This is a genomic window from Bacterioplanes sp. CLAM21, assembly GCF_059641015.1.
Genome location: NZ_CM184929.1, coordinates 2,728,722 through 2,751,188 on the forward strand (window position 1 = coordinate 2,728,722; position 22,467 = coordinate 2,751,188).

General features: G+C 52.1%; 22 protein-coding genes. 11 read left to right on the top strand and 11 right to left on the bottom strand.

All coding sequences use genetic code 11. The features are described 5' to 3' along the window. Positions 1-79: 79 nt before the first annotated feature. From AC55FS_RS12405 to AC55FS_RS12430, 6 genes are read left to right on the top strand one after another with little or no spacing between them, the layout of a single operon-like run. Positions 80-1,039, top strand: coding sequence for an AAA family ATPase (locus tag AC55FS_RS12405; RefSeq protein ID WP_496932570.1), 960 nt, complete (start codon positions 80-82; stop codon positions 1,037-1,039). Then, positions 1,039-1,983 (top strand): DUF58 domain-containing protein, encoded by a 945-nt coding sequence (locus tag AC55FS_RS12410; protein ID WP_496932571.1) that lies wholly within the window; start codon positions 1,039-1,041, stop codon positions 1,981-1,983. The genes AC55FS_RS12405 and AC55FS_RS12410 overlap by 1 nt, the downstream gene beginning before the upstream one ends. Beyond that, entirely contained in the window at positions 1,980-2,444 is a 465-nt protein-coding gene (locus tag AC55FS_RS12415) for a DUF4381 domain-containing protein (RefSeq protein WP_496932572.1), read from the top strand. The genes AC55FS_RS12410 and AC55FS_RS12415 overlap by 4 nt, the downstream gene beginning before the upstream one ends. Further along, the gene (locus AC55FS_RS12420) at positions 2,437-3,438 is read left to right on the top strand and encodes a vWA domain-containing protein (protein WP_496932573.1); all 1,002 of its coding nucleotides are present in this window, start codon (positions 2,437-2,439) and stop codon (positions 3,436-3,438) included. Before AC55FS_RS12415 ends, AC55FS_RS12420 begins: the two co-directional genes overlap by 8 nt. Further along, complete coding sequence (locus tag AC55FS_RS12425; RefSeq protein ID WP_496932574.1) at positions 3,438-5,285, top strand: VWA domain-containing protein; 1,848 nt, start codon at positions 3,438-3,440, stop codon at positions 5,283-5,285. Before AC55FS_RS12420 ends, AC55FS_RS12425 begins: the two co-directional genes overlap by 1 nt. Then, complete coding sequence (locus AC55FS_RS12430) at positions 5,279-6,925, top strand: BatD family protein (RefSeq protein ID WP_496932575.1); 1,647 nt, start codon at positions 5,279-5,281, stop codon at positions 6,923-6,925. The genes AC55FS_RS12425 and AC55FS_RS12430 overlap by 7 nt, the downstream gene beginning before the upstream one ends. A 61-nt stretch (positions 6,926-6,986) precedes the next feature. On the opposite strand, the gene AC55FS_RS12435 is transcribed toward AC55FS_RS12430, so the two are convergent. The 9 genes from AC55FS_RS12435 to AC55FS_RS12475 form a co-directional block, all read right to left on the bottom strand. Continuing rightward, entirely contained in the window at positions 6,987-8,162 is a 1,176-nt protein-coding gene (locus tag AC55FS_RS12435; protein ID WP_496932576.1) for a 3-deoxy-7-phosphoheptulonate synthase, read from the bottom strand. A 279-nt stretch (positions 8,163-8,441) separates the two neighbouring features. Continuing rightward, positions 8,442-9,350, bottom strand: coding sequence for a DMT family transporter (locus AC55FS_RS12440; RefSeq protein ID WP_496932577.1), 909 nt, complete (start codon positions 9,348-9,350; stop codon positions 8,442-8,444). A gap of 98 nt (positions 9,351-9,448) precedes the next feature. Then, entirely contained in the window at positions 9,449-10,519 is a 1,071-nt protein-coding gene (locus tag AC55FS_RS12445) for a quaternary amine ABC transporter ATP-binding protein (protein ID WP_496932578.1), read from the bottom strand. Continuing rightward, positions 10,516-11,400 (bottom strand): ABC transporter permease, encoded by an 885-nt coding sequence (locus tag AC55FS_RS12450; protein WP_496932579.1) that lies wholly within the window; start codon positions 11,398-11,400, stop codon positions 10,516-10,518. Before AC55FS_RS12450 ends, AC55FS_RS12445 begins: the two co-directional genes overlap by 4 nt. A 200-nt stretch (positions 11,401-11,600) precedes the next feature. After that, complete coding sequence (locus AC55FS_RS12455; RefSeq protein WP_496932580.1) at positions 11,601-12,155, bottom strand: methylated-DNA--[protein]-cysteine S-methyltransferase; 555 nt, start codon at positions 12,153-12,155, stop codon at positions 11,601-11,603. A 201-nt stretch (positions 12,156-12,356) separates the two neighbouring features. Next, complete coding sequence (gene cmoB / locus AC55FS_RS12460) at positions 12,357-13,367, bottom strand: tRNA 5-methoxyuridine(34)/uridine 5-oxyacetic acid(34) synthase CmoB (RefSeq protein WP_496932581.1); 1,011 nt, start codon at positions 13,365-13,367, stop codon at positions 12,357-12,359. Then, positions 13,367-14,104, bottom strand: a complete 738-nt coding sequence (cmoA, locus tag AC55FS_RS12465) for a carboxy-S-adenosyl-L-methionine synthase CmoA (protein WP_496932582.1) — start codon at positions 14,102-14,104, stop codon at positions 13,367-13,369. Before cmoA ends, cmoB begins: the two co-directional genes overlap by 1 nt. 84 nt (positions 14,105-14,188) lie before the next feature. Next, a complete protein-coding gene (locus tag AC55FS_RS12470; RefSeq protein ID WP_496932583.1) occupies positions 14,189-15,688 on the bottom strand; it encodes a DNA recombination protein RmuC in 1,500 nt (499 codons plus the stop codon). 3 nt (positions 15,689-15,691) lie between these two features. Then, positions 15,692-16,258: an outer membrane beta-barrel protein gene (locus tag AC55FS_RS12475; protein WP_496932584.1), complete on the bottom strand. Its 567-nt coding sequence runs from the start codon at positions 16,256-16,258 to the stop codon at positions 15,692-15,694. A 156-nt stretch (positions 16,259-16,414) separates the two neighbouring features. On the opposite strand from AC55FS_RS12475, the gene AC55FS_RS12480 reads away from it, so the two are divergent. Further along, positions 16,415-17,524, top strand: coding sequence for an endonuclease/exonuclease/phosphatase family protein (locus tag AC55FS_RS12480; RefSeq protein WP_496932585.1), 1,110 nt, complete (start codon positions 16,415-16,417; stop codon positions 17,522-17,524). After that, positions 17,515-18,387 carry a hypothetical protein gene (locus tag AC55FS_RS12485; protein WP_496932586.1) on the top strand — a complete coding sequence of 291 codons (873 nt, stop codon included), beginning with the start codon at positions 17,515-17,517 and terminating at the stop codon, positions 18,385-18,387. The genes AC55FS_RS12480 and AC55FS_RS12485 overlap by 10 nt, the downstream gene beginning before the upstream one ends. On the opposite strand, the gene AC55FS_RS12490 is transcribed toward AC55FS_RS12485, so the two are convergent. Together AC55FS_RS12490 and rpe are read right to left on the bottom strand one after the other, a co-directional pair. Next, the gene (locus AC55FS_RS12490) at positions 18,384-19,070 is read right to left on the bottom strand and encodes a phosphoglycolate phosphatase (RefSeq protein ID WP_496932587.1); all 687 of its coding nucleotides are present in this window, start codon (positions 19,068-19,070) and stop codon (positions 18,384-18,386) included. The genes AC55FS_RS12485 and AC55FS_RS12490 overlap by 4 nt on opposite strands. Continuing rightward, on the bottom strand, positions 19,063-19,734 hold the full coding sequence (rpe, locus tag AC55FS_RS12495) for a ribulose-phosphate 3-epimerase (RefSeq protein ID WP_496932588.1): 672 nt from the start codon (positions 19,732-19,734) through the stop codon (positions 19,063-19,065). The genes AC55FS_RS12490 and rpe overlap by 8 nt, the downstream gene beginning before the upstream one ends. A gap of 111 nt (positions 19,735-19,845) precedes the next feature. On the opposite strand from rpe, the gene AC55FS_RS12500 reads away from it, so the two are divergent. From AC55FS_RS12500 to AC55FS_RS12510, 3 genes are read left to right on the top strand one after another with little or no spacing between them, the layout of a single operon-like run. Next, positions 19,846-21,066 (top strand): DUF3530 family protein, encoded by a 1,221-nt coding sequence (locus tag AC55FS_RS12500; protein WP_496932589.1) that lies wholly within the window; start codon positions 19,846-19,848, stop codon positions 21,064-21,066. A gap of 46 nt (positions 21,067-21,112) precedes the next feature. Beyond that, the gene (locus AC55FS_RS12505; protein ID WP_496932590.1) at positions 21,113-21,703 is read left to right on the top strand and encodes a hypothetical protein; all 591 of its coding nucleotides are present in this window, start codon (positions 21,113-21,115) and stop codon (positions 21,701-21,703) included. A gap of 9 nt (positions 21,704-21,712) precedes the next feature. Then, positions 21,713-22,447: an oxygen-binding di-iron domain-containing protein gene (locus tag AC55FS_RS12510; RefSeq protein WP_496932591.1), complete on the top strand. Its 735-nt coding sequence runs from the start codon at positions 21,713-21,715 to the stop codon at positions 22,445-22,447. Positions 22,448-22,467 lie beyond the last annotated feature (20 nt).

Below are 22,467 nucleotides of genomic sequence, written 5' to 3' on the forward strand. Positions count from 1 at the left end.
AAGCATACTACTGGATTGAGTCATGCGCAGTTTCACGCATAAAATTATGCGCCCCAGCAGCAAAGGATGATAACAACACATGGCCGTTAAAAACGCCGTCCTGGCCCTACGCCAACACATGCAACATCACATCATTGGTCAACCTAAATTGGTCGATCGCATGCTGATCTGCCTGCTGGCAGATGGGCACTTACTGGTTGAAGGCGCCCCTGGCTTGGCCAAAACCAAAGCCATTAATGCCCTCGCCCAAGGACTGGAAGGAGACTTTAAACGCATCCAGTTCACTCCAGATCTGTTACCCGGTGACATCACCGGCACTGATATTTATCGGCCGCAAACGCAAACCTTTGATTTTCAACGCGGGCCAATATTTCACCACCTGATTCTAGCCGATGAGATCAATCGCGCCCCGGCCAAAGTACAAAGTGCGTTATTGGAAGCCATGGCAGAACGTCAGATCACCGTCGGCGGACAAACCCGTCCGCTACCGCAGCTGTTTTTGGTGATGGCAACGCAAAACCCAATAGAACAAGAAGGCACCTATCCACTACCCGAAGCCCAACTCGACCGGTTTTTAATGCAGGTACTGATTGACTACCCGGATGCCGATGCCGAACTGAATATTTTGCGTTTAGTGCGCGGTGAAGCTCAGCATAAAGAGCTGCCACAACCTAACGTCATTACCCAGGCGCAAATTTTTGCAGCGCGCCAGGATATTATGCAGCTGCATTTCAGCGCGGCGGTTGAGCAATATGTGGTGCAATTAATCATCGCCACCCGCACACCAAAAGCCTACGGCGATGAACTAGCGCAATGGATCGAATACGGCGCCAGTCCACGCGGCACCATCGCCCTAGAACGCTGCGCTCGGGCCCATGCTTGGTTGCAAGGCAAAGACTATGTTAGCCCAGATGATGTCCAGGCCGTCGCCCACGACGTGCTGCGTCATCGCCTAATTCTTAGCTTTGAAGCCCAAGCCAGCGGCATCCAGGTCGATGCCGTTATCGACGAATTACTGCAACGGGTTGCGGTTAGCTAATGACACAGGTGGAGTTCAGTCGCGGGGCCTTGATCGACCGCGACAATTTAATTCGAATGCGCACCCTGGCGCAGCAGCTACCAATAAAGCGTCAACGCAAAGTGCTAAATGATCAAGCTGGCACTCATACCTCGGCCATGCGCGGTCGTGGCATTGATTTTTCTGAGGTTAGGGAATATCAAGCCGGTGACGATATTCGTGCCATGGACTGGCGGGTAACGGCGCGTACTGGCGACGCCCATATTAAGTTGTTTCGCGAAGAGCGCGAGCGGCCCGTTATGATAGCCTGCGATTTACGCCAGCATATGCGTTTTGGCACACGGCGAGCTTTTAAACAGGTATTGGCCGCAGACCTGAGTGCGCTATTGGCTTGGGCCGGTTTGCAAAACGGCGATCGCATCGGCGCGTTATTATTCGACGACCAACAAGAAATTGACCTGCGTGCCCGTAACGGCAGTCGCCAAGTGCTCAGCCTGCTTCATCATCTGGCGCACTGGCCCAGCGCAGCGCCATCATCGCCCAACGCTACAACTAGCAAAGATCGACTGGCACAAATGCTGCGCCACTTACAACGCATTTGTCGTCCCGGTAGCTCGGTCTACATCATTAGCGACTGGCATGGCTTTGATGCCGATTGCCAGCAAGCGCTGTTTCGTCTCAGTCGCCACTGTGACGTCACTGCCCTGCACCTCTATGACGCATTAGAGGCCGAGCTGCCACCGCCTGGCGATTACGACCTTACCGACGGGCAGCATCGTTTGCACCTGGCCACCTATTCGGCTGCTGCCCGCCAAAGCTACCAGCAGGCGTTTGAGCAAGGTCGCGACGAACTAAAACAGGCCATGTTACGGCTGGGTATTCCAATGCTGTCATTGGCCACCGACGAGGAAATATTGCCAGCATTGCAAGCCGGGCTGGGCATGGTACGAGACAGAAGAAAATGAACCCTAACATCACTCAGCCATTGCAACTGGAGCCTTTAATCACCCCAGAGCCGGTCAGTACCTGGCCAGCCTATGGTTGGTGGTGTCTGCTGTTGGCCTGCCTGGCAGCCGTCATCATATTGGTCATTTGGTGGCGTCACAGGAAACGCCAACAGGCACCAGCTAAAGCCGCCATAGAACTGTTACAGCAAGATCCGCCTCAGCAGCCACAAGCATTATGTCTGCACTGCAATCAGATTCTAAAACGCGCCTGTCAGCACTATTTTCCACACGTCATGAGCTGGCACGGCCAAGCCTGGCAGGATTTTTTACGTGACCACGGATTATCCGAACACAGCAGCCAAGCACTGGCTTTTGCGGTTTACGACCCCAAACTGGCCAGTCACATCAACTGCGAGCAACTGATATCTGAATGCTTGCAGTGGCTAAAGCGCAACTGTCGTGGAGGTCGTCATGTTTGAGTGGGTCTGGCCTCTGGCGTTTTTTTTACTGCCATTACCACTGCTGGCGTATTGGCTACTGCCGCCAAAACAACAGCAGCAAGCGGCGCTACAAGTGCCCGAACTGGAACAATGGCAAAGCTTGGCTAGCCGCCAAAACACTATTCAGGGCAGTCGCTGGAAGCTGTGGCTGCTGCCGTTGGCCATTTGGTTGGCACTGGTATGCGCCCTAGCACGGCCGCAATTTATTGGTGACAGTATTGAGCTGCCACGCACTGGACGTGATCTGATGCTGGCGGTGGATTTATCCGAAAGCATGCGCATTGAAGATATGCAATGGCAGCAGCAACCTGTTCCTCGCTTGGCACTGGTAAAACATGTGCTGGACGACTTTATCAGCCAGCGCCAAGGGGACCGACTGGGCCTTGTGTTATTTGGCAGCAAAGCCTACCTGCAAGCACCGCTCACCTTTGATACCGCAACCATTCGCACCTATATGCGCGAAGCCGCCATTGGCCTAGCAGGCGGCAATACTGCGATTGGCGATGCCATTGGCCTCACGATTAAACGCTTAAGTGCCAATCCACAAGACAGCCGTGTCATGGTGCTACTCACGGACGGTGCCAATACCGCAGGTGAAGTCGACCCTCTGAAAGCCGCACAATTGGCGCAGCAGGCCGGTGTGAAAATTTACACCATTGGCTTAGGCGCCGAAGTGATGGAGCAAAGAACACTGCTATTCAGCCGTCGAATCAATCCGTCACGTGATCTGGACGAGACCACCTTGCGCACGATCGCTCAGCAAACCGGCGGTGCTTTTTTTCGTGCCCGCAATAGTGAAGAACTCAAACAAATCTACGCCTTGATTGATGAACTCGAGCCCACATTTAAAGACAGTCGAACCCTACGCCCCAAGCGCAGTCTGTTTTATTGGCCGCTGGCCGTTGCGTTTAGTTTGGGGCTGCTACTCACGCTGCAACAAAGCGGAGTTCTGACATTGCGGAGAAGACATTAATGGAATGGCATTTTATTCGTCCATTGTGGCTACTGTTAGCACTCCCGTTACTGGCTTGCTGGTGGCTGTGGCGGCAACGCAAAGCCAAAGCTGGCCAGTGGCGCCAAGTTGTTGATACCGACTTGTTGCCCTATGTACTGGAGCAAGGCCCGACACAAAGTCGGCAGCGAAGCCTTTGGCTACTGCTGGTGGGCATCATCACGGTATTGGCACTTGCAGGCCCAGCTTGGGATAAACAACCCACCGCGGTGGCAGAACGCCAGGATGCCCTGATTATCTTGCTCGATCAGTCGTTATCCATGGCGGCGACGGATCTGACACCCGACCGCCATCAGCGTGCGATCTTAAAAATCACCGATATTGTGCGCGCCCGCCAAGATGGCCAAACGGCCTTGGTGACCTATGCCGGCACCGCCCACACAGTCACGCCGCTCACCAATGACATCAGCACCATAGAAAATCTGCTGCCGTCACTGTCCCCCTTTATTATGCCAAAGCCCGGCAGCCGCCCAGATTTAGCCATTTCGCAAGCTCAGCAACTGGCTTTTGGGGCTGGTATTAGTCATGGGCGTTTACTGCTCATCACCGACGGCCTGCAAGCACGAGATGTCGAGCGCATTAATAGCGCCTTACATAGCGGTTTTAGCCTTGGCATTATTGCCTTAGGCACAGAACAAGGGGCGCCTATTCCATTGCCTAATGGGCAAGGTTTTTTGCGCGACGGCAGTGAGCAAATCGTTATGCCAGGCTTGGATACCCAAGTCATTCGCTCCCTGGCCAGTAGCAATGCCGCCATTAATTGGCAATCCATGCGTTTGGATGACAGTGATTGGCAGAGCTTGCTCAATAGCGGCTGGCAGCAATTGCAAGCCAGCCAGGCAGCCGGTGAATTTGACCAGTGGTACGACCAAGGGCACTGGCTGATTTGGCTATTACTCCCCGCAGCACTATTGCTGTTTCGTCGCGGTGCCCTGGCCTGTCTGCCATTACTGATCATTCTGCACAGCCCCAACAGCCAAGCCGGTCCTTGGCAAACCGCCGATCAGCAGGGCCAAGCACTGCTGCAACAGCAACAACATCAGCAAGCCGCTAAGGTATTCGAGCGCCCCGATTGGCGCGGCTTTGCCGCCTACCAAGCCGGTGATTATGAGCTCGCCGCCAGCGCCTTTAGCGAGTTGGACAACGCCGACGCCCACTACAATCGAGGCAATGCTTTGGCTAAATCAGGGCAGCTGGAAGCCGCCATCGAGGCTTACGACACCGCTCTGGCCAAAGATCCTGATTTAGAGCGCGCCCAAATCAATCGCCAACGAGTGCAAGAGCTGCTCGATCAGCAGCAACAGCAGCAACAGCAGCAACAGCAACAGCAACAGCAACAGCAGCAACAGCAGCAGCAGCAGCAACAGCAGCAACAGCAGCAACAGCAGCAACAGCAGCAACAGCAGCAACAGCAGCAACAGCAGCAACAGCAGCAACAGCAGCAACAGCAGCAACAGCAGCAACAGCAGCAACAGCAGCAGCAACAGCAGCAACAGCAGCAACAGCAGCAGCAACAGCAGCAACAGCAGCAGCAGCAACAGCAGCAACAGCAGCAACAGCAGCAACAGCAGCAACAGCAGCAACAGCAGCAATCAGAGCAGGATAAATCCCAGGACATGGCCGAAGCCAAGCAAAAAAATCCGCTATCAGCAGAACAAGCACCGCTGAATAAAGAAGAGCAGGCGGCTATGCAGCAATGGCTAAATCGTGTTCCCGATGATCCAGGCGATTTATTGCAGCGAAAATTTTTGTATCAATACCGACAACAACAAGAATCAGCGCCATCAGACGAGGAGGTGTTATGGTAATCCGTTTGTGGCTTTTTTTAATATGTTCGCTACTGGTACCTGCCAGTTATGCAGCCGCACCATTTACGGCCAGCGTCGATCGCAAACACATCACTGAGCAGGATACCTTCAATCTGGTGCTGCGTTATCACCAACAAGTGATAAGTGGTCAACCCGAACTGAGTGGTTTGCAAAAGGATTTCAATATTGAGAGCAGCCGCAGATCCACTCAGTTTCATATGAGCAATGGCGACAGCGAATCCTTTACCGAATGGCAATTGCGACTCTCGCCAAAACGCAGCGGCGAGCTGATAATTCCTGCGATCAGCTTTAAAGGCAGCCGAACCACTCCGATCAGCATCGAAGTCAAACCACCGTCTGCAGACGTACTGCAACAAAGCAATAAAGATTTTTTCTTTAACGTTGAAATCAGTAAAGGGCCCTATTGGGTTCAAGGCCAGATTCTCTACATCGAAAAACTTTACTACAACCAGAACCACGACCAGGCCAGCTTGTCGGATTTAAAAGTGACTGACGCCCGAGTGGAGCCATTAGGAAAAGTTAAAACCTACACCACCGTGGTTGATGGTCAACGTTTTGGTGTTTACGAGCGCCGCTATGTTATTTATCCAGAGCAAAGTGGTGAGCTAGTGATTCCGGGACAGCGCTTTAGCGCGAAGGTGCCTAACCCCTATAATCGCTGGGATCCAGCGAAAGACGTATCGGTAGTCAGTCGCTTAATGCGGCTCAATATTCAACCACAGCCATCACAATACCCCCAGGCACCTTGGTTGCCAGCGAAAGCGATTAATATCAATGAACAGCTGTCACAGCAACAATGGCAAGTCGGCACTCCGGTTACTCGTACCTTAACCGTTACCGCCGATGGCCTGAGTGGTAGCCAAATCCCGGCATTGGCCATTGCTGAAGTCGATGGACTGCGTTATTACCCCGAACAAAATCAGCACCAAGATGAGGTAACAGACAACGGCATCAAAAGCACCATGAGCCAAGCAATGGCGATTGTGCCGACTCAAAGCGGACCACTCACCTTGCCTGAGATCCGAGTGCCTTGGTGGAACATTCGTAGCCAAAAAATTGAATACGCCGTCATTCCAGCCAGAACCATTAACGTCGCACCAGCGCCAGCTATAGAGTCATCAATAATGCCGAGCGCTAACGATTCTGCAAATACGGAACCTGCCAATACACAGGTTTCACCCCCAGAGCCATCTGCGAGCCATTATTTATTGATACTCGGCCTGGCCGTATCGACAGCATTGAATATCGTGTTGCTGATGCTAGTGCTTAAACGAAGGAAAAGCACCCAGGCAGAAAGGATGTTGTCGACTGACAAAGCCATCAACAGCGAATCATTAAAGCACGCTTGTCGTAGTGATGACCCAGCTCGCATACGCTCTGCTCTGTTGCATTGGGCACAGCAGCACCCGTCACTCTCCGACAGCCAAAGCCTTAGTGAACTGGGTCAAAAGATGGCAGATACAAAAATTCAGGCTGCCCTAGCGGAACTTGACCAAACGCTATACGGGCAAGGTAAAAACAGTGCTTTTAATGGCAGCAATTTATGGCATTTAGTGAGTCGCTGGAAAGCACCCAAAAATCATCAAACCAATCAAACCCTGACAGCACTGTATCCATAAAGACACACTTCCTTGACCTGGGTGCTTAATCGGCTCCCTGGTCAAGGTCATTGGGCGTTATTCAGGGCTTTCCCGCTAAGTGAGCGTGAATATCCATCAGCAAGTTTTTGGTTTGCTGCCAGCCAATGCAAGGGTCGGTAATTGACTGCCCATAGGTAAGGTTAGCGCTACTGTCTTGCCGCCCTTCTTGCAAGAAGCTTTCTAACATAATGCCCAGTATGCGATCAGGATGTGTGCGATGTTGTGCCGCCACATCTAAGGCGATGTCAATTTGGCGCTGGTGCTTCTTTTCAGCATTGGCATGACTGCAATCTACAAGCACTCGAGCATGACATTGCGCCTTGGCTAGAGCCTCCACCGCTTGAAACACCGACACGCTGTCGTAATTGGTGACCTTATGGCCACCACGCAAGACTAAATGCGTGTCCGCATTTCCAGCCGTATGCAACATAGCGATATGACCCTGCTCATCCACCCCCAAGGTATGATGGGAGTGCCGCGCTGCCACCATGGCATTGATGGCATTATCAACACTGCCATCGGTGCTGTTTTTTATACCCACTGGCATGGCCAGCTGACTGACCATTTCTCGATGAGTTTGTGACTCCGAAGTACGCGCACCAATCGCCGTCCAGCTTATCAAGTCTTCAAAATACTGCATAACTAATGGATTTAGCGCTTCCGTCGCCAGAGGCAAACCGAGCTGTGCCAACTTCAACATCAAAGCTCGAGAACGTTCAATGCCCAGCGCTAAATCTCCACCATTGCGTAGTGGATCGTAGGCAAATCCTTTCCAGCCCATCTGAGTCCTTGGCTTTTCGACATAGGCACGCATAACCACAAATAGTCGATCCGATAGCGACTCACTTAACTGGCGAAGACGCTGCGCGTAATCCAGCGTGGCCTGCTCATCGTGCAACGAACATGGCCCCACTATTACCAGCAGGCGTGAATCCTGCCCCTGTAACAGGCGGCGTATAACATGGCGCTGATACTCAATTTGCGCCCTAGTATTCACACTTAAGGGCTGTTGAGCTTTAACACTGTGTGGACTGTCGATTGGCGAAACAATCGATGTAGGTAGAGCTGGCTGATTCAGCACACAGGATGACAATGACATTTCATTCTCCAACAGTAAAAATAGACTAGATGGCAAAGACAAATATTCACGATCAATAAAATCGCCAATACAGCCCGGCCATATGCCATCTCGATGTGACTGTTGAATGATGATCAAAGTAATTCATGGTGCCTCCTCCACATTGGGTTGGAAACGGCAAAAAAAAAACCCCGAGGACTGACTGCCGCTCGGGGTTTCCGTTGGCAGTCAGGCTATTCGCCCGGACTGCCGTTGTATTTACAACTTAGTGGCGGCCCGGACCCTGGCTAAAATAACCATATCCAAACCAGCCAAAAAACACGCACGACAATACGTTACTGACTTTCTTCAGTAACTGCTCTGCGGCTGTATCGACGTGTGCAATCAATCTATTCATGGCATCAGTATTACCATATCTCAGCGAGACTGCAAGCCCGACATCATCTCAGCAGAGCCATCTTCGGTTTTTATTGCCGATGTTTTTCCCAGCCAGGACTGAGCCACACCAGCAGCAACAATGACCACACAACCGAGAGTTTGCAGCCCCGTTAGCTGTTCACCGAATAGACTCCAACCAAAGATCACAACCGCCACAGGCTCGCTGTAAGCCAAAGTACCAAACACTGCGGTGGGTAATTTCTGCATGGCTGCAACCGTCAACACGATGGCTAAAAATCCGGGAATCAAACCAGTGGCCAGCATCCAAGGATAGCTCTCAATAGGTATACGAAACACGGCCAAGCCTACGAGAGAAAACATCACCAGACCACCGACCAGCAGCTGCCAAAACGCCGCCTGAGTGGATGATAAGTTGTCATTGCTATGGCGGTTAAGCAGCATAAAAGCCGCATAGGCCAACATGGCGACAGCGGCAAAGCCCAAGCCTTTTAAATCCTGTGGTGAAACATTTAATTCAAATTGCATCACCATAGCAAAGCCAAACAAAGCCATAACAATGCACAGCACTTGTTGGCGCCGCATGTACTCCTGCCAAAAAACATGCCCCGCCACCGCCGCCACCACAGGGGCCAGGTACACCATCAATATGGCATTTGCCATGGTGGTGTAATTCATCGCCTCGACGTAAAACACGATAAAGGCCGCCAATAGCGCGCCAGCCAAGCAGGTTGACCAGTGTGGCCGACACGGCGTTTGGCGCTGCACCAGCAATAAACCCAATACAAACAGCGCACCTACAGCTAGGCGATAAAAGGTAATCACGCCCGCATCAACGCCGGAGTAACGTGACATCACTCCCATAGTCGCCATGCCAATAGCACCGGCCAATGCCAACCACGCAGGATGAAGGGCCACCGATTGATTCATAATGGCCGCATCCTATTTATCTCTAAAGTCATCTTTTTTTGCCTAGCTTATTTAATGGACGGGATTTTCTACTGGTTACAGGGCATAGTCATCAGCGACTAAAGCCGCACGTCATTCACGTCGGCCTGTCGTTGTAACACCTGATTCATGTCTTCTCGCCCTATACTGCCTAACAGCTTGCCCTGCTCACCAACCACGGGGATTGGCTCAGCATTCATCAACAACTGTGGAATGACGCTTTCAAGCCGAGTATCGGCTGTAATACTGCGATCACGCTGCTGCTCAGTCAGTAACTCTGAGTCAGCCATATCGGCTTGCACCGACCGCATAATGTCGCTCACCCGCAATACTCGGGTGATATTCACATCCTGGACAAATTGACGTACGTATTGACCAGCGGGGCGCAATAAAATATCGGACGGCTCGCCGATTTGCGAAAGTTCACCATCACGCAAAATTGCAATTCGATCACCGAGTCTGAGCGCCTCATCCAGATCGTGGGTGATAAACACAATGGTTTTTTTAAAACGCTGTTGCAGTTCCAGCAACTGAGTTTGCATATCTGTACGAATAAGCGGGTCAAGGGCTGAAAAAGCCTCGTCCATTAACAGAACATCAGCATCGGTGCACAGTGCACGAGCAAGGCCCACACGCTGTTGCTGGCCGCCAGACAGCTGAGCTGGATACTGGCTGTGATAGCCCTCTAAACCAACCGTTTCTAGCCACTGCATCGCCCTATTGGTGCGTATTTTTTTATCGACATTTTGCGCTTCCAGGCCCAATGCAACGTTGTCTACCACAGTACAATGCGGTAACAGAGCAAAGCGCTGAAATACCATGGCCAAGCGTTGCTGTCGAAACAGTCGCAGCTGACGTTCGTTCATTTGCAGCAGGTCTTGCCCATCAATCAACAAACGTCCTGCCGTTGGCTCAATCAACCGATTAATATGCCGAACCAGCGTCGACTTACCTGAGCCAGACAGCCCCATAATGACAAATAGTTCGCCACGATTAATCGACAAGTTGATGTCTCTAAGGCCAAGGGTGTGGCCGCTTTCGGCTAACAACTGCTCTTTTGTTGCCCCTTCTTGTGCCCAGGATAAGTATTGCTGCGGCTTATCACCAAAGAGTTTATACAGCCCCTCTATTTTTATTAGCGTCTCGGTCATGACAACGACTCTCTGTGCTGCTGAGCGCGCTGTGCATAGGCTTGAGACACACGATCAAAAATAATGGCCAACACCACAATGGCGCCACCATTTAATAGTCCCAAGGTGAAATACTGATTGGTGATGGATTTCAGCACCGGCTGCCCCAGCCCTGACACACCAATCATGGAGGCAATCACCACCATGGCCAATGCCATCATAATGGTCTGGTTGATGCCCGCCATAATGGTCGGCAGCGCCAAGGGTAACTGAACCTTAAATAATCGTTTCCATGGGCTTAGGCCATAGGCATCGGCCGCTTCCAATATGTCTTTGTCAACCAGCCGAATACCCAAGTTGGTTAAACGAATAACCGGAGGAATGGAATAAATAACCACTGCAATAACCCCCGGGATTTTGCCAATTCCCAACAGCATCACCACAGGTATCAAATAGACAAACGCTGGCATGGTTTGCATGATATCGAGCATCGGGCGCATGAATGTTTGCATACCATCACTGCGTGCCATCAATATTCCTAGCGGCACACCGATGGCAATTGATATCAGAGTGCACACGGTAATAATACTCAAGGTGCTCATGGTATCTTGCCACATACCGAGATACCCGACGGCAAACAATGCGACGCCTACTAATACCGTCAACTTTGATGAGCGTGACGCCACATAGGTCAGCGCCATCAACATCGACAGCATCAACCACCAGGGCGTGGCCAACAGCAGCTTTTCGAACCAAACTAAAAAACTCAGCAGCGGATCGAAAAAGGCTTCAATAGATTCTCCATATTGTCGCGAAAATTCGCGATAACCTTCATCCAGGGTTGTGCGCAACCGCATCAACTCAACCCGGCTTAATTGCGGAAAATCCGACCACACAGACATAATTCATCCATTACATATTCGATTTATTCATCATCGAAGACGACCGTCTATTGCGACGCCCCCTCAGTCATCAAGGTGGCAGTGTAACGACTATGACGGCCAAATTCAGCCGTATCACGGTGATGAGGCAGCAATGAGTTAGACGGTATGGGTACAACTAAGACGACTGATTTAGTCGATGACGGAGGAGGCACAAGCGCCTATGCCATAATGCGAGCGCGTTCGATGACGTCGTGCTGCTCAACGTGAAGACCTTCATGGGCCAGCAAAGTCGCTTTCAGCTCAGCGCCACCTGCATAGCCTTTAAGACGGTTATCACTGCCGACCACACGATGGCAAGGCACCAGCCACCACCAAGGGTTGCGACTGATTGCATTAGCGACAGCACGCACAGCATTGGGTTTACCCACCGCATTGGCGACCTGCTGGTAGCTGTGCACTTCGCCTTGATCAATGGTCATCAGATACGACCAGATGTCGTGCTGCAACGGTGAACCCTGGGCGCGTAAAGGGAAGCCTAATAGGCGTCCGGTTTGCCAACCTCGCTGCCAATTGGCGACCAGGGCCAATAACCACGAAGGCCAGCGATCATCAACAGCATGGGTTGTGGCATGGTCACTGTGATGACATTGCCACAACGAATGGTCACAGGCTTGAATTTGCCAGTGCCCAACCGGGCTATCCAGGCACACCTGCCAGCGTGGACGTAAACAATGACAAGAGACAAACAGCGAGTCGTGCAAAGTATCTGACATGGCTCCGCGCTCTTGTGGTTGGCATGAACTTCAATAAAAGACCAGAGCGCCCGGTGAGACAAGGGCCAAACATGGCATGTATGGCATGGCAAAACAGGTATGTCAGGCAACAATTTGCAAAGCTGTGCCACTCAGGTGTGAGCACAGCAGATTAGCCATACTCAGGTACCAAAGTGGTTACAGCGAAGGTTACAAATTCTATCAGGCGTTAGCCACGATCACAGCACGCAGAGGCGCCGGATAGCCCTCGGCAGTCTTAGTGGCGTCGTGAGGGTCGAGGAAATCGGACAGTGAGTTAAAGCGCATCCAGTCCGTTGAACGCTGCTCCTGCAAAGAGGTCTGATTCAGATCCACCAAACGGGCGTTAGACAACCCAACCCGGCGACACCACAACAGCAAAGTCTCGACGGATGGAATAAACCACACATTGCGCATCATGGCGTAACGATCTTCCGGCATAAGACAGTGCCCAGCAGGGGCATCAATCACTAAGGTTTCCAGTACCAGTTCACCGCCGGGTCGTAACGCGTCTTTCAGCTCCTGCAAGTGGCCAATGGGCGATTTGCGGTGGTACAGCACCCCCATTGAAAACACCGTGTCAAAGGCCTTTAACCCAGCTGGCACGTCTTCCATTTTGAGTGGCAATAAATCTGCTGCAACTGGGCCTTGAGCCTGGGTTAGATAGCGCTTATAAGCCTGAAACTGCATTAGAAACAGTCGTGACGGATCAACGCCTATCACCCTTTGTGCGCCCTCGCCCAGCATGCGCCACATGTGATAGCCAGAGCCACAGCCGACATCCAGCACCAGACGATTCTTCAGTGGCGCTAAGTGGGGCAATACTCTCTGCCACTTCCAATCGGAGCGCCATTCGGTATCGATAAAGCTGGAAAAAAACTGAAAGGGTCCTTTACGCCAAGGCATTAATCCGCGCAAGCCGGCTTCTAATTGCGCTTGAGTGTCTGGGTCTAATTCTGAGCTGCTGAGGTCGAGTGCGTCGGCCGTTAAGTCGGCACGGACCTGGCGAATATCGGGTAATTGCTGCAATGCAGCTAGCCAGCGTGGCACGTCGCCATGTTGCTTATCAATCAATATCTGCTGTAGCTGTTGGGGCAGTTGCTCAGACCAAGCAGCGAGAGCAGAGGTCGGCATCCAGTTTAATAAATCATCAAACCAAGCCAATACAGAGTCAGGGGATTCAGTCGTCGACATTATTTAATCGCTAGAAAAGACGCAAAATTAAAACATTGATACCAGCGCACTACGGTAGAAAAGCCGGCTTGTTGTAACCGTTCTATATGGACCGCTTCGGTTTCTGGAATTAGAACATTCTCAATAGCACTGCGTTTTTGCGCGATTTCCAAATCCGAATAGCCATTGGCGCGTTTAAAATCGTGATGCAAATCTGTTTGAATACTCTGCTCTGTTGCATCAAAGCACAGTTTTTCCGACAGAATAAGCGCGCCACCGGAACAGGTTGCCGCTGCAATCTTACTCAGCAACTCGAGCCGCATAGCAGGCTCAATAAACTGCAATACAAAGTTCAACGCGGTGACCGACGCATTTTCAAGGGGCACAGAGAGAATATCACCACAACACATTTCCACCTCAACAGTGGCATCGTCTAACGCCACATAGTGCTGAGCGCGCTCAATCATAGAAGCCGAGTTATCGATGCCAATGATACGACAGTTTGGCTGGCGTACACCGTGACGCATGGCCAAAGTGACCGCCCCTAACGAGCAGCCTAAATCGTACAAATGTGTTCCAGGCTTGGCGTAACGTCCGGCAATAACACCCGACATGGCCACTGTCTCGGCATAGCCAGGCACGGAACGTTTAATCATGTCTGGAAACACACGGGCGACGGCAGCGTCAAAAGCAAAGTCGGCGACATTCGCCTGGGGGCTTTGGTATATACGGTCTGAATCTTGGTCTAGCTCACTCATGCTCGACTCGGTCGGCTATAAAAGCCGCGCATTATACCTGAGCAATAGCAGCCAACCCATAGCCTAGGTGGCTGCCTGTGATGACTATTGGGGCGATTCTGAGGTGGATTCCAACATCGACAACTGCTCATGTAGCTCAGCTTCGGCGTTGGCCTCTTCCACCAACTGACGCGACAGCTCCTTTTTCACCCGAATGCCAAGCTTTTGAAAGGTGTCTGCTCGGCTGAGCAAATTGCCTCGGCCTTCACGCAGCGAGCGCCATACATCGTCATAGGTCCCCTGGGCCGTGTTCAGCTGTTTGCCGAGCTTCTCCATATGCTCCACCAGCACCACCACTTTTTCATAAACCAGTCTGGCCTGATCAGCAATTTTTTCGGTATTGCGGTTACGACGCTCAATTGCCCACAAACTGGCCACAGTGCGCAACGTTGCTAACAAGGTCGTCGGCGTGACCACCACAATTCGTTGTTCAAAGGCGTCGCTAAATAATTTTTCGTCGTGCTGAAAGGCCAGCATAAAAGCAGGCTCAACCGGCATAAACAAAAAAACAAAATCGGGAGAATTTAACCCTTCCAGCTGCTGATAAGCTTTTTGACTCAAACTTTTTATATGCTGGCGCACCGAGTCGATATGACGTTTTAATGCCAACTCACGAGCGTCATCGCTATCGGCATTCACACAGTCGGCATAAGCCGTCAACGACACTTTGGCATCAACAATAATGTGCTTGCCTTCGGGCAAGTTGATAATCACATCAGGCCGATAACGCTGGCCATGCTCATCATTCAGGCTTTGCTCGCGCTGATACTCTATTCCAGCTCGCAACCCGGAACGCTCTAATACCGTCTCCAGCACCATTTCGCCCCAATTGCCCTGCACTTTTTGCTTACCGCGCAGCGCATCGGTCAACGCCTGGGCCTCACTGCTCATTTGCTGATTAAGCTTGTGCAGCTCATCAATTTGCGTGCGTAACGAGGCCCTGTCTTTGGCGTCGTGCAAATGCACGTCCTCTACTTTTTTACGCAACCCTTCCAGTTGCTCACGAAATGGCGCTAATAGCGTCGTCATGCCGGTTTGGCTTTGTTCGGCAAATTGTTTTTGCTGCTGCGCCATTTGCTGGCTTTTTTGCTCCAGCACTTGCTGAGATAATCGCTCAAATTCTTTTAATAACTCATCTTTATTGCCCTGCAGCAACGCCAGCTTTTCTTCCATCGCTTGCTGCTGCATTTGACGCCCTTCGTGCAAGGTCGCCAGCTCAGTCTGGCACTGTTGCAACTGGCGTTGTAATTGCTCTGCCTGCTGCTGCCAATGCTGCTCTCTGTCATGGGTGTGTTGATTTTGCTGAGCAAGATGATCGGCACGCTCTTGCGCGCGTGCGCTATCAATCTGTGCCTGCTGCCACTGCTGCTGCACCGTTTGATACTGCTGTTGCACGCTCATGAGTTGCTGCTGTAAATTTTCCAACTCGTGCTGATTGGCCTTTTGTTGCTGCAGCAGTCGTCGATACCGAGCTGTGCCCCAAGCCAATACCGCCGACACCGTTAACAATACAACCGCCAGAGGCGGTGTCAGTAACACATCCATTCATTAAAACCTTGTTTTCATACCGGCAACGATACTGCCAGACGTTACTTCATCAAATTCAGTACGCGAATACTCTGCGTATAACGATATCCGGCGCTGCGCTTTGAAACTAAAACCCGCAGCGAATAAAGGAGAACAACCATCATCATCCCACGGACGGGTAATGCCAACGATGGTGGCAGACCAACAATGGTGAGCATAGCGCGCATAAGGCCCAACCACAGGACCGTCGGCATCACCAAAAAAAACATTGAGTGGCAAATAAGCCGTGGCCTCAACGCCAATACTGGCGCCATCAAATTGTGCCACGTCTTCATTACCCGACGTGCTCTGTCCGTAAAACCACAGCGCCGCCCCGACGGATAAAAAAGGCGCCAACTGTACTCCGCCGCCAGCCTTGGCAACATCGGTTAATGCTGAACGATCCTCGTCTTCGCCACCGGTGTCACTATCGATGGTTTGCACACCCAAACCAAACGCTAAATCTGCATAAAACACCGGCTCAGCCTGTGCCTGCGCCAAAGCAAACAGCATTGCCATCAGCCACAGGGGTTTCGTCCATATTGTCATGCGGTTGTCATCCTTTGTTGTCAGATTAGGGCGCCACGCAGGGCGCACAGGTTATCACTAAACAGGCCAATACGTCGCCAGCTGGCGATTGGCACAAAGCGCCAACAGCCAAATTAAGCACGTACGTACAGAATTAAAAATAAAAAGGAACTCACCATGACAGGCTTTAAGGTCGTTACCCTTCTGGCGATTGCATTCGTAACAACCCATGCGATGGCCGCTTCCGATACTCCCAGCATGGATCACCACTACTCCACCCATCCTCTGGTTTGGTACAACGACGTGTCTGAATTGGAATATTTTGATACTCGTTTTACCACCCCCTGGGTCACAAACCCCGAATGCCAAAGCGATGCGGACTTTACCAGCGTCACCTATAACATTTTTCACAATGTCGGCTTTGTGTATGACTTTGGCGATGAAATGGAGCAGTCACTCGGTGAAGTCACTGCTTGTGCCGATGTCATCCTGATTCAAGAAGCCTGGGACTACGACGACATGTACGAAGATGGCCCAGTAGATGACTTCGCTGCGCGAGGTTTTAGCGCCAGTTACGGGGCTGGTGACAATTATTGCAACGGCAGCGACATCGAAGGCGACTGTTCAGGCCTGATGATTTTCTCCCAACACGGCTTTGTCAAAGAGCTGGGTTATCACAAGTACCAGGCCAGCAGTGGCATTGATGCGGTAAAAGGCAAAGGCGTGATTGGCGTTATCGTGGAAAAAGACGGACGTTATCTGTACGTGTTTAACACCCATCTGGTATACGGCAGCGCTCAACATTTGGGCGGCAATAGCAGCGACGACAGTGCCAGGCGAGCACAAATGAACGAAGCCATCCACTGGATCCAACAGCAAGTTGAGCAGCATCAACAAGCTTATCCTCCGGCTGGCATTATCTTCGGTGGTGACTTTAACACCGACTTGCAAAACACCGGCGCCATGGCGGACGTCACCCAAAGCTCACTTTGGCAAACCCTCGGACTCTATGGTTCACAAACCACAGACATACGCGATGGCCTGCGCTATTCCTATTGGCCCAAAGACGATTGCTGCGAAGACACTGGCCCCAATGGCTTGGCCAAAGACGATTACGCTTGGTTTGACTACAGCTTGGTATTATCTGGTCCGCTCGGCTGTACGGAGCGAGTCACAACCAGTGTCTGGGCGCCACAATGGATTGGCCAAGACGGCCAGCGTTACTTGGCCTACTACACCCACAGTGACCACTACGGCAGCCTGACGGAGATTGATTGGTGCCGCTAGACAGACTGTTAGCGCTTGGCTTGGTATGCCTCACTGGCATTATTTGGTGGCAAGCACCGACGCTCATTTACGCCCCAACGACGAGTGCTCTGCCATCAAAGCCACTTTCTGCTGCCAACTCCCAAGCCAATGCCCACGGCAGCGCTAGGGATCTTATCCAGGCTGGCGCTGTTAGCGCCGCCAAAGGACGCTTGCAACACCAGCTCAACGACCTTATTTGGCTCGACTCTGAGTGGTTAATCGATCCCGCCGCCGAGTTAAATCGGCTACAACAGGACTGTCTTACACGCCTGAGCCAGCAAGTCGACAATGCCAACAGCCAATGCCAGCAACAGCTGCAGCAGGCATTGCAGCAAACCCTGCCACTCAGCACAGATGACATAACGCTACTCACTCGCTATCAACCACTGGCCGATTTTCAGCGCTTCACCAGCCAGCATTCTGTGGCCGATTTTGACTCGCCGTTAGATTTCTTTGAAGCATTCTGGCAACAGCAAGACGCGGTTTATGGCCAGCAGCTTACCTCCCTAGTATTTGCTGCCCAGCGCGATCGCTTACGCTTTGAACATCAGGTCGAAAACTACATTGAGCATAATGAGGACAACAAGGAGACACGCCTTAACTGGTATCAGCAGCAGGTTGAACACTATCAGCAACAGCACGGTGTACCGGCCTACCGTGAAGTACGCGATCATGTTAACCGACTAATTGCCCTCACAGAAGATCAGTCCCAGCCCGCAGCAGAACGCTTGAAGCAGCGCTATCAGCTCAGGTATCAGTGGCTGGGAGAGCAACGAGCCCTGCGCTGGAAGCAGCGCGAACAGCAGCAGCTAGAGCAAGATGGGCAGCTGGCGCCGCTTTAAGCAAACAGCTCCAGCACATTATCGAGCAGCCAATCTGGCTCACTTTGGGCGACTGGCTCACCATGGTTATAGCCATAAGTGACTGCAGCACAGGCCATGCCTGCCGCCCTAGCGGCAGCGATATCCGTGCGCGAGTCTCCCACCATCAGAGCCTGAGATGCATTGACTGCAAGGGCCTGACAGGCAAACAGCAAAGGCTCCGCACTGGGCTTTTTAGTGGCTAAATCATCGCCACAGACCAGCACAGAAAAGTGCGACGGCCACGCCAAGGCTTTCAGCAAAGGTTCGATAAACTGACGTGGTTTGTTGGTCACCAAGGCTGCTGGCACTGGTAAGTTGGCCAGCATGGATTCAACACCGTCATATACACGGGGGGCTTGCTGAACCGCCTGCCTATAGTAGAGGTTAAAGTGATCACGGGCGCGTGCCACGACATCCCCCTTCAAGGCTAGAGCTGTCGTTTCATCGCCACCGGCCAGCGCCCGTCGAATCAGACGCTCTGCGCCGTTGCCCACCCACAGACGAACCTGCTGCTCACCTGCCGGCGGATGCCCCAGGGCGTGCAACATGGCATTCACCGCCTGAGCCAAGCTCGGTACGCTGTCGACTAAGGTGCCGTCCAAATCAAACAGCAGCGCCTTAGGCTGAAGACGCTGCAATAACCTGTCATTCCACTCAAGCATGGGCAGCAATTTGCTCGCGCATCTGCTTGATGACATCAGCATAATCGGGCGCATTAAAGATGGCCGAGCCAGCCACAAACATATCGGCACCCGCTGCAGCAATTTCGCCAATATTATCGACCTTTACCCCACCATCGATTTCCAGGCGAATATCATAGCCGCTGGCATCGATAAGCTGGCGTGCCTGACGCAGCTTATCCAAGGTAGCCGGAATAAAAGACTGGCCACCAAAGCCTGGGTTCACCGACATCAGCAAAATAACGTCGACCTTATCCATGACATAATCTAAATGATGCAAAGGCGTTGCTGGATTAAATACCAGACCAGACTTACACCCAGCACTGCGAATTAATTGCAAACTACGATCAACATGATCGGACGCTTCTGGATGAAAGGTAATGTAGTCAGCACCGGCTTCAGCAAAATCGCCAATAATACGATCAACAGGACTTACCATGAGATGCGCATCAATCGGCGCCGTAATGCCGTATTGACGCAGCGCTTTACACACCATAGGCCCCACCGTCAGGTTGGGAACATAGTGGTTATCCATCACATCAAAGTGCACCACGTCCGCACCAGCGGCCAACACCTGCTCTACTTCTTCTCCTAAACGAGCAAAATCGGCAGATAAAATTGAAGGGGCGATCAAGGGTTGCTTCATGACGGGCGTCCGCTCAGTTGGATTTTCCCGGCATTGTACTCAGCCTGCTGTCGCTTTTCACCCCGGCGCGATGTTTGCTTATGTTGATTATCTGGCAAACGAGAGCACACCATGTTGCGATGGAGCCTATTGTTACTGGCACTGGCGCTACCCTTGTTGGCAGCTGGCGAAGACACTCCAACTGCAGAGACACAAGCCAGCGCCGACACTGAGATCACTAGCCAAGCCAACCCTGACGCCGACGCCGGCACTGATACCAAAGAGCCAGCAAAGCCGGCAGACAGGGTCTTGCCCGATCCACACCACCAGCGTCACCTGGATATTGTTGCGCACCTGCAAGCCTTGGGGAGACAGCCAGAAATCGTGCCACTGGTTGCCGCCCAACAATCCTTCAGCGGCCTTTTTTTGCCGCAATCCTCCGGCAGACCACAAGGTGGCGTATTACTGCTGCACGATCGCGGTCAGCACGGCCACTGGCCTGCGGTGGTTGGGCCATTACGAGAATATTTACCCGACTATGGCTGGAGCACGCTAGCTATTGAGCTGCCCATCCCCCCACAGCCGCCGAAAAAAAAGCCAGAAATCGCCAGCAGCGAAGTGACTACAAGCGCAGCAGATACTCAGCCACCGGCTGTCAGTGCCCCACCACCAACAAGCGAAACAGCAGCTGGGCAAGAGCAGTTGGATAGCAATGGCATCAGCCTGCAAGGGGCAGTCGATGAAACGCCAGGCGATAACGAACCTGCCCTGCCGCCGCTATCATCGCTGCCGGAGCTACCTGCCAATGACGTCAGCGAACCCACACCAGCGCCAGAACCGATCGATATCGTCGAGCAGTACCGCCAACAAGTGAGAGAGCGCATTGCCGCGGCCATCGATTATTTAACCCAACGTGGTCAATACAACCTGGTCATAGTGGCGAACGGCATCAGCGCCAGTTGGGCTGCGGACTTTTTACTCGACAGTCCGATCGCCGAGCTAGACAACTCAGCAGACAGCCCAGACACAGAGGAAACGCAAGCCCGCCAGCCAGGCCACACCCTGGTATTAATCGACCCACTGGATGACCCCTACAGCCAAAGCCCGCTCATCGATCAGTTAGAGCAGCTCGATATTGCCATCTTGGATTTACTGACAGATCTACGCTCACACCGAGATTATTACGATAAACGCCGCGCCGGCACCATGCGCAGACGCCAACGCCAGCAATATGAACAGATTCATTTACCGGCGGTTGCAGAAGTGCAGCCCGCCAGCAGTTTAGTGCTCCGGCGCGTGCGCGGCTGGCTGCGTACCCATGCGGCCGGTGTGGAAGTGGGCCAACGTCCCTAAGGCTGCAGAAGCTCCTATACTGAGGCCACAGGCAAAAGGAGTCGCTATGAACATTCCGATTTTTGTCACCGCTGCCAGCATCGCAGCCGAGTTGCATCAAGCCCAGCAACATGCCCGAGGTCTTGCGCTGACGGCCAAAAATGCACGTGCACTGGCGGTTCGGGCTGGCTCTAAAACCGTGGGTTTTCGTGCCATCACGCAATTTATTGATGAGCTGGCGAGCGACATTATTCGCCAGTCACAGTACATTAATCAATTGTCGGAGCACATGTCACAACATGCGGTGTCGCTGTGGCGATCCCATATGGCGAACGCCAAAATCGAATGGATCATGCACAACAAAAGCGCTCACTGCACCTCGCTATTGCCGGGACAAAAAGAATGCCAACAACGCAGTGACACACTGTCGGAGCAACTGCGTCGTGGATTAAGACTTTTAGAGCAGGAGCTGGACGAAAGCGATAAACACATTCGCACCGCCAACCTGATTGCCACTTCCAGCAAGGTCGAAGCAGCGTCGGCAGAGGAATTTCGAGGCCAATTAGAAGTCATTGCCGACAGCATCAGTGCCACCGCCGATCGTATTCGTCAACACTTAAGCCAGGCACGTCAACTCTTGAGCCAGCGCCAACCATAAGGATATTGCATGTTAGCCACGACCATTTACGAGCAGGGAGACCATCGGTGGATTATGTTCGGGCGCGATCCGGATAAAACCGAGGGAATTATCGATACCAATCAATATCTGGTAATGAGTGGCGATGAAGCCATTTTACTCGATCCCGGCGGCATTGAGCTGTTTGCACCTATGTTATCTGCGGTACTAAAGTTTGTTCCCGCTGACAATATTCGCTACTTATTTGCATCACACCAAGATCCCGACATTATTTCGTCGCTAGGTTTGTGGGACCAAGCACTGCCAAAAGCCAGTTTGTATTCGCCTTGGTTGTGGGAGGGTTTTATTCGCCACTTTGGCATGGAGCAGATTCGCTATTGCGCCATTCCTGATGAAGGCATGAACCTGACTGTGGGTCGTATCCAGTTACAGTTTGTTCCTGCCCATTATTTGCACTCATCGGGCAATTTTCACGTTTATGACCCTAAAGCCAAAATACTGATGAGTGGCGACATTGGCGCTGCGCTAGAGCCTGGTCAACCACCGCTATGGGTAGAAGATATGGGACAACACAGCAATCATATGAAAACCTTTCATCAGCGTTGGATGCCTTCTAACGAGGCCAAAAGCCACTGGCTCAGACGAGTACGTCAGCTGGACATTGATATTATGGCGCCGCAGCACGGCCGACTGTTTCGCCAACCACAAATTAAAGAGTTTTTTGATTGGTTTGAACAGCTTAGTGTTGGCATCGCTATTCGCTGACCATCCACTAAAACGCTATA